This window comes from Colwellia sp. SU-HH01172, from assembly GCF_057553355.1.
In genome coordinates this window covers 293,182-312,339 of sequence record NZ_BAAJMB010000002.1, presented here as the reverse complement: position 1 = coordinate 312,339, position 19,158 = coordinate 293,182, and the positions used below count along the sequence as shown (strand labels likewise).

Annotated in this window: 16 protein-coding genes; 9 read left to right on the top strand and 7 right to left on the bottom strand. The window is 40.1% G+C overall.

Annotation, left to right across the window (positions count from 1 at the left end):
- Positions 1–5 precede the first annotated feature (5 nt).
- Positions 6–1,085: an NADP-dependent oxidoreductase gene (locus AC27JP_RS08505; protein ID WP_487114005.1), complete on the bottom strand. Its 1,080-nt coding sequence runs from the start codon at positions 1,083–1,085 to the stop codon at positions 6–8.
- Positions 1,086–1,185: 100 nt separating this feature from the next.
- A complete protein-coding gene (locus AC27JP_RS08500) occupies positions 1,186–1,893 on the bottom strand; it encodes a type 1 glutamine amidotransferase domain-containing protein (RefSeq protein WP_487114004.1) in 708 nt (235 codons plus the stop codon).
- A gap of 183 nt (positions 1,894–2,076) precedes the next feature.
- Here AC27JP_RS08500 and AC27JP_RS08495 point away from each other — a divergent pair, with 183 nt between their 5' ends.
- Positions 2,077–2,997 carry a LysR family transcriptional regulator gene (locus tag AC27JP_RS08495; RefSeq protein WP_487114002.1) on the top strand — a complete coding sequence of 307 codons (921 nt, stop codon included), beginning with the start codon at positions 2,077–2,079 and terminating at the stop codon, positions 2,995–2,997.
- Here AC27JP_RS08495 and AC27JP_RS08490 read toward each other — a convergent pair.
- Complete coding sequence (locus tag AC27JP_RS08490; RefSeq protein WP_487114000.1) at positions 2,994–4,034, bottom strand: ATP-dependent 6-phosphofructokinase; 1,041 nt, start codon at positions 4,032–4,034, stop codon at positions 2,994–2,996. The two genes, AC27JP_RS08495 and AC27JP_RS08490, sit on opposite strands and share 4 nt — an antisense overlap.
- A 187-nt stretch (positions 4,035–4,221) precedes the next feature.
- On the opposite strand from AC27JP_RS08490, the gene AC27JP_RS08485 reads away from it, so the two are divergent.
- Positions 4,222–5,070, top strand: a complete 849-nt coding sequence (locus tag AC27JP_RS08485) for a DUF6279 family lipoprotein (RefSeq protein WP_487113999.1) — start codon at positions 4,222–4,224, stop codon at positions 5,068–5,070.
- A 93-nt stretch (positions 5,071–5,163) separates the two neighbouring features.
- Here AC27JP_RS08485 and pyk read toward each other — a convergent pair whose 3' ends face one another.
- Together pyk and AC27JP_RS08475 are read right to left on the bottom strand one after the other, a co-directional pair.
- The gene (gene pyk, locus AC27JP_RS08480; protein WP_487113997.1) at positions 5,164–6,618 is read right to left on the bottom strand and encodes a pyruvate kinase; all 1,455 of its coding nucleotides are present in this window, start codon (positions 6,616–6,618) and stop codon (positions 5,164–5,166) included.
- A gap of 74 nt (positions 6,619–6,692) precedes the next feature.
- On the bottom strand, positions 6,693–7,541 hold the full coding sequence (locus AC27JP_RS08475) for a MurR/RpiR family transcriptional regulator (RefSeq protein ID WP_487113996.1): 849 nt from the start codon (positions 7,539–7,541) through the stop codon (positions 6,693–6,695).
- 325 nt (positions 7,542–7,866) lie between these two features.
- On the opposite strand from AC27JP_RS08475, the gene zwf reads away from it, so the two are divergent.
- The 5 genes from zwf to AC27JP_RS08450 are packed head-to-tail and all read left to right on the top strand — an operon-like array spanning position 7,867 to position 13,533.
- The gene (zwf, locus tag AC27JP_RS08470; RefSeq protein WP_487113994.1) at positions 7,867–9,336 is read left to right on the top strand and encodes a glucose-6-phosphate dehydrogenase; all 1,470 of its coding nucleotides are present in this window, start codon (positions 7,867–7,869) and stop codon (positions 9,334–9,336) included.
- Complete coding sequence (pgl, locus tag AC27JP_RS08465; RefSeq protein ID WP_487113992.1) at positions 9,336–10,028, top strand: 6-phosphogluconolactonase; 693 nt, start codon at positions 9,336–9,338, stop codon at positions 10,026–10,028. Before zwf ends, pgl begins: the two co-directional genes overlap by 1 nt.
- Positions 10,029–10,031: 3 nt before the next feature.
- Positions 10,032–11,876, top strand: coding sequence for a phosphogluconate dehydratase (gene edd / locus AC27JP_RS08460; RefSeq protein ID WP_487113990.1), 1,845 nt, complete (start codon positions 10,032–10,034; stop codon positions 11,874–11,876).
- Positions 11,877–11,878: 2 nt separating this feature from the next.
- Positions 11,879–12,877 carry a glucokinase gene (locus AC27JP_RS08455; protein WP_487113988.1) on the top strand — a complete coding sequence of 333 codons (999 nt, stop codon included), beginning with the start codon at positions 11,879–11,881 and terminating at the stop codon, positions 12,875–12,877.
- 8 nt (positions 12,878–12,885) lie between these two features.
- Positions 12,886–13,533 carry a bifunctional 4-hydroxy-2-oxoglutarate aldolase/2-dehydro-3-deoxy-phosphogluconate aldolase gene (locus AC27JP_RS08450; RefSeq protein ID WP_487113986.1) on the top strand — a complete coding sequence of 216 codons (648 nt, stop codon included), beginning with the start codon at positions 12,886–12,888 and terminating at the stop codon, positions 13,531–13,533.
- A 291-nt stretch (positions 13,534–13,824) separates the two neighbouring features.
- On the opposite strand, the gene gap is transcribed toward AC27JP_RS08450, so the two are convergent.
- Positions 13,825–14,823, bottom strand: coding sequence for a type I glyceraldehyde-3-phosphate dehydrogenase (gap, locus tag AC27JP_RS08445; RefSeq protein ID WP_487113985.1), 999 nt, complete (start codon positions 14,821–14,823; stop codon positions 13,825–13,827).
- Between the two features lie 244 nt (positions 14,824–15,067).
- On the opposite strand from gap, the gene gndA reads away from it, so the two are divergent.
- On the top strand, positions 15,068–16,597 hold the full coding sequence (gndA, locus tag AC27JP_RS08440; protein ID WP_487113983.1) for an NADP-dependent phosphogluconate dehydrogenase: 1,530 nt from the start codon (positions 15,068–15,070) through the stop codon (positions 16,595–16,597).
- Positions 16,598–16,696: 99 nt separating this feature from the next.
- Here the strand turns inward: gndA and AC27JP_RS08435 are convergent, their stop codons facing one another.
- Positions 16,697–17,500, bottom strand: a complete 804-nt coding sequence (locus tag AC27JP_RS08435) for a DUF2989 domain-containing protein (RefSeq protein WP_487113981.1) — start codon at positions 17,498–17,500, stop codon at positions 16,697–16,699.
- A 154-nt stretch (positions 17,501–17,654) separates the two neighbouring features.
- Between AC27JP_RS08435 and AC27JP_RS08430 the strand changes: the two genes are divergently transcribed.
- Positions 17,655–19,103, top strand: coding sequence for a glyceraldehyde-3-phosphate dehydrogenase (locus AC27JP_RS08430; protein ID WP_487113979.1), 1,449 nt, complete (start codon positions 17,655–17,657; stop codon positions 19,101–19,103).
- Positions 19,104–19,158: the final 55 nt, after the last annotated feature.

Below are 19,158 nucleotides of genomic sequence, written 5' to 3'. Positions count from 1 at the left end.
AATGGCTATTTTACTAATTCAAGTGGCCCAACTTCAACCACAAGCTTACCAAAGTTTTCACCTTGTAATAAGCCGATAAAAGCGTTTGCTGCTTGCTCTAGCCCGAGCACCTTATCTTCGCGGTAACTAATTTTCCCTTGTGCAAGCCATTGTCCCATGGCTTGGCTAAATTCGTTATAACGATGGCCATAATCATCAAATACGATAAAACCTTGCATTTTGATGCGCTTAACCAGTAATAACCCCATCAGTTGTGACATTCTGTCTGGTCCTGACGGTAACTCAGTGGCATTGTACTGTGAAATTAAGCCACATAACGGCACACGGGCACTGGCGTTTAGTAATGGCATTACAGCGTCAAATACTGCACCACCAACGTTTTCAAAATAAACATCAATACCATTTGGGCATTGCTCAGCTAATTGTTGAGCTAAGTTTTCATCTTTATGGTTTAGGCAAGCATCAAAGCCTAAAGTGTCAGTTACGTAGCTGCATTTTTCACTGCTGCCGGCAATACCAACAACGCGACAACCTTGCAACTTAGCTATTTGGCCAACTAAACTGCCGACAGCACCACTTGCTGCGGCGACAACAACGGTTTCACCGGCTTTAGGCTGACCAATATCCAATAAGCCCATATAGGCGGTTAAACCTGGCATCCCCAATACGCCAAGCGCGTAGGATGGCAAGGCTAATTCCTTAGGTAGTTTTAATAACTCGTCGCCGTTGGAAAGTGCATAATCTTGCCAACCGGTATAAGCAACGACTAAATCGCCAACTTGAAAGTCATCATTAAGCGATTGTTCAACACGACAAACCGCACCACCAACCATCACTTCATCAATGGCTACCGGCTCTGCATAGGATTTTGCATCACTCATTCGACCACGTATGTATGGATCTAGTGATAAATATACCGTTCGCAGTAATACTTCGCCTTCACCTGGTGTCGGTATTTCTGTCGTGATTAAATTAAAGTTCTCTACCGTTGGGGCGCCAACAGGGCGAGAGGCCAAGGTAAATTGACGGTTTTGCTGTCTATTTTGTGGTAACTTTGCGTTATCAGTATTTATGTTTAATGTCATTGCTCTTTCCAAACATCCATTTAGTCGTCTTTAAAGATAGCAGAAGCCGAGTAAATATTAGCCTCTGCTCAGTAGGTTATTTTTCGCTAATTTGCTTTGGCTAAGATAGTTGCTTGATTAAGCGACTAGCGGCTTCGCTTGAACTGGCAGGGTTTTGGCCACTGATGATATTGCCGTCTTCAACAACGAATGGTGCCCAGTCTTGAGCTTTTTGATAGTCTGCACCTTGCTTAATCAGCTCGTCTTCTAGTAAAAACGGTACTATGTTAGTGAGTTGTACGGCATCTTCTTCACTGTTAGTGAATCCGGTAATTTTCTTGCCTTTTACCACTGCATTACCATTACTATCTTTGACATTAAGTAGTACGGATGTTGCATGGCAAACTACAGCGACAGGTTTGCTTTGTTTAACAAATTCTGTGATCAGGTTAATTGAGTCTTGGTTGTCGGTTAAATCCCAAAGCGGCCCATGACCACCTGGATAAAAAACCGCGCCATATTCATTGGCATTAATTGAACTTAGCTTTTTTGTTGTTGCTAATACGCCTTGACTAACTTGATCTTGTTCAAAGCGACGAGTTGCATCGGTTTGAAAGTCGGCTTTGGCGCTTTTAGGATCTAATGGTGGTTGTCCACCTAATGGTGAAGCGAGTGTTACAGAAAATCCAGCGTCAATTAATTGATAATAGGGCGCGGCAAACTCTTCCAACCAAAATCCAGTTTTCTCACCCGTATCACCTAATTTGTCGTGCGAGGTTAATACCATTAATACGTCTTTATTCTGTGTTTTATTTGTCTCGGTAACCATTTTATCTTCCTATGCTGATTTTGATTTGTGCCACTGCTTGCTGACATCAATCTATGGTTAGCAGTATATGCTCATCTGTTTTTAATACAATGCAGATTAATTTGATAACTTTGTTCTAATTATTGATACAATAAACCATGTAATGAATTCAATTGACGATATTTTGTTTATTAAGGTGATTAAGTGGACATTTCTTTCGAACAGCTAAAAAGCATGGTGGTGTTTTCACATGTGGTTGAACAAGGAAGCTTTAGCGCTGCAGCCAAACATATTGGGCTTTCTCGTGCGGTGGTGAGTTATCATATTAAAAAGCTTGAGCAGCAATTAGGTATAACTCTATTAAATCGTTCAACGCGATCTATTATGCTGACACAAGCGGGTAGTGATTATTATCAGCGCTGTCGTATCATTGCTCAGCAGGCAAGTGCGGCAAATCAGCAAATTGAAAATGTTAAAAATGAACCCGAAGGCTTATTAAAAATTACCTGTCCGGTCAGTGTTGGTTTGCACACTATAGTGCCAGCATTAGATAAGTTTCGAAAACAGTATCCAAAAATTGAACTCGACCTGATGTTAACGGATGAAGTGGTTAATATTGTTAAAGAGGGCATAGATCTCGCTATACGTGGCGCACCATTAGCAGATTCAGCTTTACAGGCTAGAAAGCTGGCGGTGTTAGAAACATGTTTATGTGGTTCGCCTGAATATTTTGAACGTTACGGCAGGCCGACTAAACCGAGTGAGTTGTTAGATCATACTTGGGTTATCTATAAACTTACCAGCAATAAAATTAGCTTAGAAAAAGCAGGCCGTTCTCATACAATTGAAGTTAATGGCAGGATAGCAACCAATAATGCCTCGGCACGAACGGCATTTGTCGAAGGAGGACAAGGTTTAGGGCGTATTCCAACCTATGATGCTTGGCCAAAAATTAAAGCAGGGCGTTTACAGTCAATTTTAGATGATTACAAATTACCGGCTATTAATGTTTATGGTGTTTTTCCGCCTGGCGCTGCCAGTTCAAAAAAGCTACGTTTATTAATCGATTTTCTGATTCAGTTCTTTCAACACCAGCAAGTTAAATTAGCCGATAAACCTTATTAGCATTGGTGTTGAGCAGTTAACGCTAAAATATTGTCTTGTGCTGCAACTAAGCTTTCATTAACCCCTTGTTGATGTTGGATGGCTATAGTTAATGGTACATAGGCAATGGTGTTATTACATTCGGCAATCATGATCTTAGATTCTTGCGCGATTAATGCCTGTATAGCTGCTACGCCCATTTTGGTTGCCAAAATACGATCTTTGGCAACCGGTGAGCCGCCACGCTGAATATGCCCAAGAATACATGCGGTGCAGTCAATCCCCGCCACTGATTGTAGCTGTTGGGCTAAACTTGCCGCGCCACCTTGCCATAAGTTTTCTGCAATCACGATAATATAACTGGCATGTCGGTCTGCTTGTGCTTGTTTAATCTCCTGAGCAAGCACTTTAAGTTTGTTTGTCTCATTATCGATGGCGCTACCTTGCGATGGAAAATTTTCAAAGGAAATAACCTGTTCAGCAGCACAAGCAATACCAACATTAAAGGTAATATGGCCACTATGTCGGCCCATCAACTCAACAATAAAAATGCGCTCGAATGCTTCTGCGGTATCACGTATTTTGTCAATGGCTTCAATAGCGGTATTAATCGCTGTTGAAAACCCTATGGTGAAATCGGTACCGTCGACATCGTTATCAATGGTGCCCGGAATACCGATCACTTGTCCTTGCCAGTGTTTATTGAGGGCAAGTAAGCCAGTAAAGGAGCCGTCACCGCCTATAGCAATAAGTGCATCTATTTTATTCTTTAATAATGTTGTTGCGGCTTGCTCCAAACCTAGCGGCGTTTTCATTGCAGCGCAGCGGGCACTTTTTAAAATAGTGCCGCCTTTATGAATGATATTTTCTACACTTTTAACCGTAAGGGGTATCGCATCATCATCAATTAAACCATTAAAGCCTGCAATAAACCCCGTAACCTCTATATTATAGTGCTGTGCGGCAATGACTATCGCTCTAATGGCTGCGTTCATGCCAGGAGCGTCACCGCCGCTGGTTAAAATAGCAATTTTTTTGATGGCTTTTTTGTCATCCATGTGCATATATGCCTCGCGCACTAATTAAAGTATTCTGGAACTATTACCTAAATTAACAGTCATTTAACAAGAGATAAACGACTTTGCTTGATAAGCCCGATAATTTTAATATAGATCAATTATGATAAGGGTTTTCCATGATTTTTATCAAAGATCGATTTACCACCACTAATAATAAAGGTGAACAATGATTAGCACAAAAAACTCACTATTGGTGATACTGCTGGCGATAATGGTTTCTGGTTGCAGTTTTCGCTTCGTTTATAATCATCTTGATTGGTGGACTAACTGGTATCTTGATGATTATGTAGAATTAACTAAGCAACAACAGCAGATTTTTGATGAAGAATTTGAAAAGTTACATTTGTGGCATCGAGAAACTCAATTACCTTTATATAGCCAACAATTAAAGGCGTTAAAACTCGCAATTAATAATGATATTAACGAAGAAATAATTACTGAAAACTTAGCGATATTTGTTGAGCATTGGCAAAACTTTTTAATAGCCGCAGAGCCAAAATTACAGCCGTTAGCGTTTAGTCTTAGCGCGGAGCAGAAAAAACAATTACTGCAGGCACTAGCAGAAAATAATCAAGAAAGATTAGATGATTATGAACAATTGTCTGAGCAAGAATGGTTTGAAGAAAGAGCCGAAGATCAGCAAGAGCAACTAAAAGAATGGTTTGGTAAATTAACCAAAGTACAGAAAGCTCAGGTAGCAAAAATGAGCCAAAACTTTCAGCGTTCATTTGAACCTTGGATCAACTATCGTCAACGTTGGACAACGCAATTTTCAGAGCTATTAAATGGTGATTTACCAGATCATCAATTTAAGTTTGAATTTTATCGTTTGTTTGTTAATGGCCGAAGTTTACGAAGTGATGAATTTAATGAAATTACTGCTAATAACAACCAAGTTTTCGCTAATATTTTTGTTTATATGGTTACCAATGCGACCGATAAACAACGTAAGCGTATTAATAAAAATCTCAATAAAGTGATTGGTGATTTAGAGTATTTAGCTAAAGATGAATAAACGATTCTAAAAATAATCAACAGATTCTGGTGGAAATAAAAAAAGGTAGCTTATAGCTACCTTTTTAAATTGAACTGTGCTTGTTTTTACGCGCTATGCAAAGTGCTTTTTAGCTAAGGTTAATACTTTCAAAGTATTAGTTGCACCAACAGTTTCCATTAAATCACCGTGGGTAAACATAACTTTATCGCCAATACTTAATTCAGAGTCTTTTGCTACCGCAACTAAAACATCTTGTGCCATGGCTTCGGCATTGTCACATCCTGTTGAGTCAAAAGATACTGGGTAGACACCACGATAGATAGCGGTTTTGGTTAGTGTTTTAGTATGGCGAGATAACGAATAAATCGGCAAACCTGAAGAAATACGCGACATGATTTTACTGGTATGCCCAGACTCTGTTAAGGCAATAATCGCTTTAACGCCATCTAAGTGATTGGCGGCGTACATGGCCGACATAGCAATGGTTTCAGACACTTCAGCAAAGGTCATTTCAACTCGGTGCTTTGAGGTCGTAACTGAGCTTTGTTGCTCGGCGCCAATACAAACACTTGCCATCGCTTTAACCGTTTCAACCGGGTATTTACCTGCCGCAGTTTCTGCGGAAAGCATCACGGCATCAGTACCATCAAGTACCGCGTTTGCAACATCCATGACTTCTGCACGTGTTGGCATAGGCTGCTCAATCATAGTTTCCATCATTTGAGTTGCGGTAATAACCACACGATTTAATTGACGACTACGTGCAATTATATGCTTTTGCTTGCCAACTAATGCGGCATCACCAATTTCAACACCTAAATCACCACGTGCCACCATAACAACATCAGATGCGAGAATAATACCATCTAAAACTTTATCGTCATTTACCGCTTCAGCGCGCTCAATTTTTGACACTAAACGAGCATCACAGCCAGCTTCTTGCGCTAATAAACGTGCTTCGCGCATATCTGCCGCATCACGTGGGAAGGATACAGCAAGAAAATCAACATTGATTTTCGCAGCCAGTTTAATATCTTCTTTGTCTTTAGCGGTAAGTGCAGGAGCTGTTAAGCCGCCGCCTTGGCGATTAATGCCCTTGTTGTTTGATAGTGGACCACCAACAGTGACTTCAGTAAAAACGGATTGTCCTTCCGTCTTAAGCACTCGCAGTTGAACACGACCATCGTCAAGTAATAAAATATCACCAGGGCTGACATCTTGTGGCAGTTTTTTATAATCTATCCCAACTTTTTCTTGGCAACCTTCGCCTTTCGCTAAATTAGCGTCGAGCTCAAACTTATCACCAATCGCTAATTTTATCGGACCATTTTTAAAGGTAGAAACACGGATTTTAGGCCCTTGTAAATCACCTAAGATACCAACATATATGCCAAGCTCTTTCGCCAATTCTCGTACGGTAGTGGCGCGGTCAATATGATCTTGAGGATTACCATGGGAGAAATTTAATCTAACAACATTGACACCCGCTGCTAATACTTGTTTTAGTTTCGCTCTATCATCAGTTGCCGGCCCTAAGGTGGCGACAATTTTCGTTCTTCTAGGCATTGTAATCCTTAAAATTTATTCAATTTTCTATTATGTGACTATCAACTACGGGTTATTGCACCGGTAATTAATTATTAATCTTTTCGCTCAAAACGTGAGCTGCGTAAGCTGTCTTTCACCTTTTTCAGGTTATCTCTAAATTTAGTGCCTCGGCGCAGGGTAAAGCCGGTTGCCAAACAATCAATTAATGTTAGCTGAGCGATACGTGAAGCCATTGGCATATATAAGTCCGTGTCTTCGGCAACATCGACTGACAGCACAATATTGCATTCTTTAGCCAGTGGCGTGCCGGCCGTGGTAATACCGATAACAGTAGCGTCATTTTCGCGCGCTAAACTAGCAACATCGACTAATGACTTTGTTCTACCAGTATGAGAGATCAAAACAACCACATCACCTTGTTGACTATTTATAGCACTCATACGTTGCATTAATATGTCATCGAAATAAACGACTGGAACATTGAAGCGGAAAAACTTGTTTTGCGCGTCATGGGCAACAACAGCTGAAGCACCTAAACCAAAAAATGAAATTTTATTGGCTTGGGTGAGTAAATCGACTGAACGATTTATCGTTGAAGTGTCTAAACTTTTACGTGCTAGCTCGAGATTCGCCATGGTCGATTCAAAAATTTTTGCGGTATATTCATCCGCAGAATCATTTTCATCAACATGTCGGTTAACATAAGGAGTACCGTTAGCTAAGCTTTGTGCAAGATGCAGTTTAAAGTCAGGGTAGCCTTTAGTGTCTAAGCGTCGACAAAAGCGGTTGACGGTAGGTTCACTAATGTTTGCTTGCTTTGCTAATGCAGCGATACTGGCATGGATCACGGTTCCAGGTGACGATAATATAACTTCTGCCACCTTACGTTCAGATTTACTGAAAGTATCTAACTCGTTGGCGATCTTTTCTAATATGTTCATTACGTTTAAGCCCTAGGACGTTGTTTAATTGGTTTTATTAGCACCAAATTAAGCATTGTTGTAATTTATTTTCTGTAAAAATACAGGATTTATGAAAATTTATTTCATATTTTACGCTAATATAAAACAAAAGGCGTTAATTTTGCAAACCTTTAATACTTTTTTAAGTTAAAGTCGCCTTGTAGAAGCTATATCTAATTAATTTGCAGAAAATGTAGTAATATTACAGAAAGTACTTTACTGATGACGCTAGAGCAGATAAATTAGCTCTAAATGTAGTTTAGTTTCATTGTGACTAATTAAAAAATAATTGAGTAGATAAGATATGAATAACATCGATTGCCAAGCTGCTAGTGAAATTGTTATTTTTGGAGCCTTGGGTGATTTATCGCGCCGTAAACTTTTGCCGTCATTATATCAATTAGATTTAGCAGGCTTGTTAGGTGATGAAGCGCGTATAGTTTGTGTTGCTCGAAATGACATAACGTTAGAACAATTTACACAACAGATAAATGAAGGTTTAAACGAGTTTATAGCAGAAGCGCTAGATGTTAACGCCGTCAGTAAATTTTTAGCACGATTAGTTTACCAACAACTCGACTTTAAAAATATCAAGGCTTATGGTGAACTTGCTGCAACATTAGCATCAAAGCAAAGCCCACGTGTTTATTATTTTTCAACGCCTCCAGCTATTTATGGCGACATCAGTGAAGGTTTAAAATCAGCCAAGCTGATTAAAGACAACGACCGTGTTGTCATGGAAAAGCCAATTGGCCATTGTTTAGAATCATCAAAAGTGATTAATGACCAAGTATCGCGCTACTTTAACGAAAATCAAATTTATCGCATTGATCATTATTTAGGTAAAGAGACGGTACTTAACTTATTGGTATTACGTTTTGCTAATTCTTTGTTTACTAATAACTGGGATCGTAATTGTATTGACCATGTCCAAATAACCGTGGCAGAAAGTGTTGGCATTGAAGGCCGATGGGGCTTTTATGATGAAGCCGGTCAAATGCGCGATATGGTACAAAACCACCTGTTACAAATATTATCTTTATTGGCCATGGAGCCACCAGCCGACTTAAGTGCAGATAGTGTTCGTGATGAAAAGTTAAAAGTCATAAAAGCGTTAAAGCCAATCACCCGTCAAAACGTAAAAGAAAAAACCGTACGTGGCCAATATGCTGATGGCTATCTTAATGGCGTTGCCGTGCCCGGTTATTTAAATGAAGAAGGGGCCAAGGCGAACAGCGGCACTGAAACCTTTGTCGCTATTAAAGCTGAAATAGATAACTGGCGTTGGGCAGGAGTACCATTTTATTTGCGCACTGGTAAACGTATGCCGAAAAAGCACAGTGAAATCGTCGTTCATTTTAAGCAACAACCACATAATATCTTTAGCGAAAGCTATGCTGATTTACCATCAAATAAGCTAACTATTCGACTGCAGCCTGATGAAGGCGTTGAATTGGAAATGATGAACAAAATTCCAGGCATTGCTTCGCAAATGCAGATTCATGAGAACAAACTGGATTTAAGTTTTTCTGAGGCCTATGACAATCAACGTGTGGTTGATGCCTATGAGCGTTTATTGCTGGAAGTGGTTAAGGGTGATCAATCATTGTTTGTTCGTCGTGATGAAGTCGAAGCGGCGTGGCAGTGGGCTGACAGTATTATTGCCGCGTGGCAATCAACGAATGAAACGCCGAAACCTTATGCTGCAGGCTCTTGGGGACCAGTTTCTTCTATCTCTTTAATTGCACGTGATGATCGTCAGTGGGTGGAATAATGTATCAAATTAACGAATTCGAACAGCGCCAAGCACTAGATCAGGCCTTGGCTGATAATGTTGCGAGCATACTTGCTAACGCCGTGAAGCAAAAGGGTAAAGCAAGTATTGCCGTTTCAGGTGGTTCAACACCGAAAGGTTTTTTTCATGCTTTATCGAAAAAGAAATTACCATGGCAATCTATAACGATAACACTTGCCGATGAGCGCTGGGTAGATATTGACTCTAACGACAGCAACACCAAACTCGTACATGAGAATTTGCTACAAAACGAAGCAGTAAAAGCTAAGTTTTTTCATTTAAAGCAAGGTGATGCATTAAGCACTGAAACCTTAGCGGACTTAAATATAGCGGCAAACCAGCAGTTGTTGCCACTAGATGTACTTATTTTAGGTATGGGTGAAGACGGTCACACTGCGTCATTGTTTCCATGTAGTACTGAAATAGAGCAATGCTTAGCGTTAGATAGTCCGTCATTATTAAAGGTTGTGCCAAAAACAGCACCACACCAACGTATTACTTTTAGCTTTGCTGCATTAGCACAAAGCAAAAATACCATTTTGCATATTAGTAGTCGCAGTAAAAAGCTGGTATTGGAAAATGCCATTGCCGGACAGAATGTTAAGGAAATGCCTATCAGGGCGTTTTTACACGCTGCGAAAATTAACACACAAGTTTATTGGGCCGAGTAAATTATGAAAAAAGAAATATTACAGATCACTGAGCGGATCATTGAAAGAAGTAAAGGTACACGTAAAGCTTACCTAGAAAAAATCTCTGCCGCGAAATCAACAACTGTGCATCGCGCAAGTTTATCATGTGGTAATTTAGCCCATGGTTTTGCTGCTTGTGGCAAAGATGACAAAGCGGCTCTACGTGGTGTTAACCATTCTGACGTTGCGATTGTTTCTGCCTACAATGATATGCTTTCCGCTCATCAACCATACCAAACCTATCCTGATATCATTAAAGCGGCGGTTAAAGAAGCTGGCGGTGTTGCACAATTTGCTGGTGGTGTGCCTGCCATGTGTGACGGTGTTACGCAGGGGCAACCTGGCATGGACTTAAGCTTGATGAGTCGTGACGTTATTGCCATGGCCAGTGCCGTTGGCTTATCGCATAACATGTTTGACGGCGCATTAATGCTGGGTATTTGCGATAAAATCGTTCCTGGATTAATGATCGCTAGCATGACCTTTGGCCATTTACCGACAGTGTTTGTTCCAGCAGGGCCAATGCCATCAGGTATTCCAAACAAAGAAAAAGCCCGTGTTCGCCAACAATTTGCTAAAGGTGAAATTGGTGAAGATGAGCTATTAGAAGCTGAGTCTGCCTCTTACCATAGTGCCGGTACTTGTACCTTCTTTGGTACGGCCAACTCGAATCAGCTGGTTGTTGAAGTGATGGGCTTACATTTACCCGGTGCATCGTTTATTGCTCCTAATACGCCATTACGCGAAGCGTTGACTAAAGCGGCAGCTCGCCAAGTAACACGCTTAACGCAACAATCCGGTAACTATACTCCGGTTGGTAAAATGGTTGACGAACGCTCAATCGTTAATGCCATTGTTGCTCTATTGGCAACAGGCGGCTCAACAAATTTAACCATGCATATTATCGCGTTTGCTAAAGCAGCGGGGATTATTGTTAACTTCCAGGACTTTAATGATCTGTCAGACGCAGTACCGTTATTAACACGCATTTATCCAAATGGTCATGCCGATATTAACCACTTTCAAGAAGCCGGTGGTATGGCGTTATTGTTCAAAGAATTAATCAATGCTGGCTTAGTTCATGAAGATGTTGAAACTATTTGTGGCCGTGGTTTAACCCGTTACACGCAAAAACCAATACTAGAAAATGGTGAGTTGAAATGGGTTGACGGTGCAACGGTTTCAGGTGATCCAGAAGTTATTACAACTGTTGAACAACCGTTTAAAGCCGATGGCGGTTTAAAAGTATTGAAAGGTAATTTAGGTATTTCAGTATTAAAAACATCATCGTTACGTGAAGGGAGCTTTGTAATTAAAGCGCCTGCTGTAGTATTTGAAGATCAACACGAGCTCGAAACGGCTTTCCATGCTGGTGAGTTAGAGAAAGATTTTGTTGCGGTTGTTCGTTTTCAAGGTCCCAAAGCACGTGGTATGCCTGAACTGCATAAATTAACGCCACCACTAGGCGTGTTACAAGATAAAGGTTTTAAAGTGGCCTTAGTGACTGATGGCCGAATGTCTGGCGCATCCGGTAAAGTGCCTGCGGCAATTCATTTGTGTCCGGAAGCGTTAGACGGAGGTTTGATCTCGAAAATACAAACCGGTGATATGATTTTACTCGATGGTGAAAGTGGCGAGCTAACCTTATTGGTTGATGAAAGCGAACTAGCACAGCGTGAAAATTCAATTTTCAACGTAAATGGTCATCATCAAGGTATGGGACGTGAGTTATTTGGCTTTATGCGACGCAACTTAAGCTCGGCAGAAACCGGCGCTTGTTCATTATTCGCAGACCAAGATGATGACGGCATTGAAGGAGAGCTTTAACAATGACGGCTAATGAAATTAACATTATTGCTGACATTGGTGGCACCAATATGCGTGTTGCGCAAGCCGATGAAGATGGTAATATTTCTAATATCGAAATTTATGCTTGTGCTGACTACGCCGGTTTGGCTGACGTATTATCAAACTTTTTAGCGCGTCATCAATTACAAGATAAAAAAATTAATGCCTGCTTAGCGATTGCTTGTCCGGTTGATAAAGACTTAATTGTTATGACGAACTTGCCTTGGCAATTCTCTCAACAAGCACTAAAAGCAGAGTTACAATTAAATGAGCTGGTTTTGATCAATGACTTTACTGCCATTGCTCATGCTATACCACAACTAACTGATAGCCAAAAAGTACAAATTGGTAGCGGCCAAACAATTGCGGGTAAACCCATTTCAATTTGTGGACCTGGCACAGGTTTAGGGGTTGCCAATTTAGTCGCGTTAAATCAGGGCTGGCTGAGCTTAAGTGGTGAAGGTGGGCATGTAGATTTTGCGCCTGTAGACCAACAAGAAATTGCGATTTTGAATTTTTTACTAACTAAATATGCTCGTGTTTCTTACGAACAGTTATTATCGGGTTTGGGCTTAGAACAAATTTACCAAGCATTGAGTTTTATCAAAAATGGTATCGCTTCAGAATTGCCGGCCAAAGAAATCACCACTCGGGCATTAGCTAATTCATGCGATTTATGTGCAGAAACCCTAGCACAATTTTGTCGTGTCTTAGGCAGCTTTGCCGGCAATTTAGCCTTAACCCTTAGCAGTTATGGCGGTGTGTATATTGCTGGCGGCATCGTCCCGCGCTTTATTAACTATTTTGAAAACAGTGACTTTAGAGCAAGGTTTGAAGCCAAAGGACGGATGTCAGGTTTTAACCAGCCGATGGCAACTTTCGTTGTTACCGAAGAGCAACCGGGTTTAATTGGCGCATCAGCGTACTTAAGACAATTAACATCAATTGAAAATATTGCAACTAGCACGACAGAGTATTAAGAGGAATTATGACGTTATCAAATAATTGGCAAGTTCAACCTAGAGATCTTTTTGCCATGGGTCCAATTGTACCAGTGTTAGTGATTAAAGATGTTAAAGATGCTTTACCGATCGCAGAAGCGCTGTTAGCAGCAGACATAAAAGTATTAGAAGTGACGTTGCGCACACCAGCAGCGCTTGAAGTGATCAGTACCATTGCAAAACATTTACCTGAAGCCGTTGTTGGTGCGGGTACTGTGACTAACCGAGAATTATTACAACGCTCTTCAGATGCGGGGGCAAAATTCGCTATTAGCCCAGGCTTAACGCAAGATTTGTTGCAAGCAGGCAAAGAGGGAAATACCGCTTTGATCCCTGGTATTTCTTCAATTTCAGAGTTAATGGACGGTATTGATTGTGGTTACGATCATTTAAAGTTTTTTCCAGCGGAAGCGTCTGGTGGTGTCAAGGCTATCCAATCTATTGGTGGACCTTTTCCTGACATTAAGTTCTGCCCAACTGGTGGTATTAACTTAAATAACGTACGTGATTACTTAGCGTTACCAAACGTTGCTTGTTGTGGCGGCTCATGGTTAGTATCGGATGACATTGTTAAAAATAGTAATTGGCAAGAAATTACTCGTTTAGCGAAGCAAGTATTAAATCATGTAAAGTAGTCAAGAAGGATTTAACTATCGACTAAAAATCAGGCGCTTGCCTGATTTTTTGTTTCTGTTATTACCCTTTAATATTAAGCATTAAACGAATGCGGATAATTAATTAAGATTGGTTGCTAAGTAACATGTAACTCAGCTTTGCTTTTCTGTAGCTTTCTTTCATAAAAACCACAAAACAATTATTTTTATATCATTTATCTGTCATTAACATTTATCGTAGCCATAAAAAAACCAGAAATTAATCTGGCTTTTTTGATGTTTACTCGCTGTTATCGCGAATAAAATAGAATATTACTGGGCTGAAACATAACTCGCTAAATCAAGTATCTTATTAGAATAGCCAATTTCATTATCATACCAAGAAACAACTTTAACAAAAGAGTCGGTTAGGGCGATACCGGCGGTTGCATCAAACACTGAAGTACAACGTTCGCCAATAAAGTCGTTAGAAACCACAGCATCTTCTGTATAACCCAAAATGCCTTTTAGCTCGCCTTCTGAAGCGCTTTTCATTGCATCACAAATTTCTTGATAACTCGCTGGTTTTTCAAGATTAACGGTTAAGTCAACCACTGAAACATTCGGTGTTGGTACGCGAAACGCCATACCGGTAAGTTTGCCATTAAGCGCCGGAATAACTTTACCTACCGCTTTAGCAGCACCAGTAGATGATGGAATAATGTTTTGTCCAGCACCACGGCCACCACGCCAATCTTTCGCAGATGGGCTATCAACCGTTTTTTGTGTCGCTGTTGTTGCATGCACTGTGGTCATTAAACCGTCTTTAATCCCCCAGTTGTCATTTAATACTTTGGCAACCGGCGCTAAACAGTTAGTGGTACAAGAGGCATTAGATACTATATCTTGTCCTGCGTATTCCGTGTGGTTTACACCCATAACAAACATTGGCGTATCGTCTTTAGACGGGGCTGAAAGTACAACTTTCTTAGCACCAGCAACAATGTGTTTACGGGCAGAATCGTCAGTTAAGAATAAACCGGTCGATTCAACTACTACGTCAACTTCAACCTCATTCCATTTTAAGTTCAATGGATCACGCTCGGCCGTTACACGAACATTTTTACCATTAACAACTAAATGGCCTTCAACAACGTCAACTGTGCCATTAAAGCGGCCATGAGTGGAGTCATACTTAAGCATATAAGCAATGTAATCTACATCAATAAGATCGTTAATTGCGACGACTTCAACATCAGCTCTGGCAAATGCCTCTCTAAATACGAATCGGCCGATACGACCAAAACCGTTAATTCCTACTCTAATTGTCATAATCAAACCTCAAATATAATTATGTAGTAAAATTACATCATTTTTCGTAAATTACAAGTAATAAATCCACGTAAGCGAATAAATATTGATTTAACCCTTGTTTTATTACGTATTGTTACTAAAATACCGGCTATTAAATTATATCGTTTAAAAATGTTGATATACTGACATTTTAATTACGCATTTATTCGCTGTCGTTAGGCTTGAATAATGTGCACTTTACCTTTTTAAATGTGGATCCTTTATGACGAAGAACAACAGTTTATGTGACATTGGCTTTATTGGTTTAGGTGTCATGGGCAAAAACTTGGTGCTGAACTTAGCCGATAATGGCTTTAGTATTGCCGCATTTGATCTCGATAATGCCAAAGTTGAAGATGCTATTACACAAGATAAAACGGAAAGTGGTGCTTCAACTGCGCGTGTTTTTGGTTGTTCTTCATATACTGAACTGTTGTCATGCTTAAAGCCGCCGCATTTAATTGTGCTATCTGTTCCTGCCGGTGCGCCAGTAGATCAAGTTTGCGAGAACTTGATCGGCGCAGGTATTCAACCGGATGATATCGTTATCGATACCGGTAACAGTTTGTGGGTTGATACCGTTGCTCGTGAGAAAAAATATAAAAACAATTTTATTCTTTTTTCGTCGGCAGTTTCTGGTGGCGAAGTCGGGGCTCGATTTGGTCCGGCATTAATGCCAAGTGGTTCGCCTTATGCGTGGACAAGAATTAAACCTATTTGGCAAGCGATTGCTGCTAAGGTTGATGGTGAAACTGGTAAGCCGATTGAACGTACTAAACCTGGTGATGTGGTCACTACCGGTGAGCCTTGTGCTGCTTATATTGGCCCGGCAGGAGCCGGACATTACGTAAAAATGGTTCATAACGGTATTGAATATGCTGATATGCAAATTATTTGTGAAGCGTATCAAATGTTGCGTGACGGTCTTGGTTTAGCAAGTACTGAAATTGCTGATATATTCGAACAGTGGAATAATGGGCCATTAGACAGCTACTTAATGGAAATATCGGTAGAAGTTTTACGTCATCAAGTTGGTGATAATAATACACCGTTAGTGGATTTAATCTTAGATAAAGCAGGGCAAAAGGGCACTGGCTTATGGACTGCCATGAGCAGTCTTGAGTTAGGCACACCAGCACCTACTATCGCACAAGCGGTTTATGCTCGCTCTATTTCTTCATTTAAAGACTTACGTGTGCAGGCTTCTTCAGTATTGTTAGGCCCAGAAGCAATAAGTTTTAGCGAGCAAGAAAAAGCAGACTTTGTTGACCAGCTACAAGACGCAATATATTGCGCAAAAATTTGTGCGTATGCTCAAGGCTTCCAATTAATGAAGTTAGCGGAAAAAGAACATCACTGGCAGTTAGATTTTGCTAGTATTGCCAAAATTTGGCGTGCCGGTTGTATCATTCGTGCGGTATTTTTACAGTCAATTACGCAAGCATTTGAGCGCAATCCTGAACTTGATAATTTAATGCTTGATGAGTTTTTTGCTAAACAGCTCTCTAAGCATCAATTAAATTGGCGTAAAGCGGTATCAAATTCTGCCTTGATGGGTATTCCAACCGGCGCCATTTCGTCAGCGTTATCGTATTATGACTCGATGCGTTGTGCGGTTTTACCAGCAAACTTACTGCAAGGGCAACGTGACTTCTTTGGCGCTCATACCTTTGAGCGAGTTGATAAACCAGCAGGGAAGAAGTTTCATGTTGCTTGGTCAAGTGAAAATAGGGATATAATCGAAGTGGGGTAAAACAAACTGAAGAAAGTAACATCAGTTAAGAAAAAGGCAACTAAGGCTGCCTTTATGCTATTTATCGCTAAATACTATTAATGAAATAGGTTGTTCAATTTAACTATGTGGAGAAACAAATTTCCCTGAGCTAATTTTATTGAGAGTGGTATCGGCTACTTTGTTAAGAAAATCTCCATTTAGGCCATAGCCATCAATATAGTTCTGCAAAGTTTTATCACTAATTTCAGTGTCTTCTGGATCGTATGTATGTAATATTCTTGACCATATATAAGCCTGTTTATATTCTTTTTTATCAGCAAAAATACTGGCAATAGATTTAAATATTTCCGTGTCTAGCTTAGCGTCACTAGGATATAACTCGAGTGCGTGATAAAGCAACTTGAGGGTTTTATTTGGATTTCGCTTGGCGTAATAACTGGCCAAATTCACTTGTCTACTAGGTTGTTCCAATAACTCATTGCCTTCTAGGGCAACAAATTTGTTCAGTGAATTTTCATTTAAGTAGCGCGACCAATGAAAAAACAAGAGATCCGGATGTTCAGAGTGTTCAGTAGCAAGTGAAATTGCTTTAATTTTATCACGTGCTTTTAAGACATTGTTTGTGCGTATAGTCTTCTTTACTTTAAGTTTGATATGCTCAATTTTTGACGCGTGTGCCATGCACTTCTCATAATCTTCATAGGCAATGAGTTGGTGGTACTTATTACTGTCGCTAGCTTCAAGCTTATGTTCTAAATTGGCAAAACCAACAGCTATACGTTCTCGTTTGCACCAAGTGTCTTCTTGGAATTCTTCACAGATTTCTGCATGTTGATTGCAAAGCTCAGCAAAATTTGGTCCTTGTTCACATGCCATTAACGCAACTATCGGCAAAAGGGCCGCTAATTTGTAGTAATTCATCTTTTTCTCAATTTTATCCTTGAAAACCTTTTGTAACTGGTGGCGAAATAATTCATGTTCGATTACAATATGCGCCGCATTTAGTTATTAGTAATTATACCCTTTAATTAATAATAGCTCATCGTTCAATTGACTGAAATAAAAGGTTTACGCAATGACTTCTCATCTTGAGGAACAATATCAAACTAGCTGGCAAGAACGTCAAACATTAGCTGAAAACATGCAGCCGATCATCGGACAGTTATTTAGAAATAACGGCATAGAAATTTCTATCTATGGTCGTCCATTAGTAAATGCGTCTGCTATCGACATTATTAAAGCACATAAATCAGTAGCTTTACACGAAGAAAATAAATTACGTTTACGTGAGAGTTATCCATTCGTTAAAGCGCTAGCTAATATGTCACTTGCGCCAGCGCGTATTGATGTAGGTAAGTTAGCATACCGTTATTTATTTAAAGGCGAAGCAAACGGCCTTTCAATTGAACAATTTTTAGAGAAAGAATTAAACACCATTGCTAAAGATAGCGATGTGCAAGCAGCAAAAGACGTTGTACTTTACGGTTTTGGTCGTATTGGTCGTTTATTAGCGCGTTTATTGATTGAACGTGCGGGTCCTAGCTCAAAATTAAACTTGCGTGCTATTGTTATTCGCCCAGGTAAAGACGGTGACTTAGCAAAACGTGCTAGCTTACTTCGTCGTGATTCAGTACACGGTGCTTTCAACGGTAGTATTACTATCGATGAAGAAAATAATGTAATTAAAGCTAACGGTGCTTTCATTCAAGTTATTTATGCAAAATCTCCATCAGAAATTGATTACACGTCTTACGGCATTAACAACGCGTTAGTTGTTGATAATACCGGTATCTGGAGCGATGAAGATGGTTTAGGTCAACATCTTCAATCTAAAGGTGTTGCGAAAGTATTACTTACGGCACCTGCTAAAGGCGACATCAAAAATATCGTTTACGGCGTAAACGAAGATATGATTTTGGCCGAAGATAAAATTGTTTCTGCCGCTAGCTGTACAACGAATGCGATTACACCAGTATTAAAAGCATTGAACGATGAATTTGGTATTCGCAACGGTCACGTAGAAACTGTTCATTCATATACTAACGATCAAAACTTAATTGATAACTACCATCCTGCGCCTCGTCGTGGTCGTAGTGCGCCATTAAACATGGTTATTAGTACAACGGGTGCTGCAAAAGCAGTAGCGAAAGCATTGCCAGAATTAAAAGGTTTGTTAACGGGTAATGCTATTCGTGTTCCAACGCCAAACGTTTCAATGGCGATCATGAACTTGAACTTGAAAAAAGAGACAGACAAAGCAGCATTAAATGATTACCTTCGTAACATTTCTTTGAACTCTAAACTACAAAACCAAGTTGATTACACGGCGTCAACTGAAATCGTGTCGACCGATTTAGTTGGGTCACGTTACGCAGGTGTTGTTGATTCACAAGCAACTATTGTTGACGGTGATCGCGCAGTACTTTACGTATGGTATGACAACGAATTTGGTTATAGCTGTCAGGTAGTACGTGTTATGTTAGAAATGGCAGGTATTCAAGTACCAACATTGCCACTGACCTAGCTAACCGCGCGATATGCTGCGCAGTTAAACTTTAGATTCTAAAAACGCTTACCAT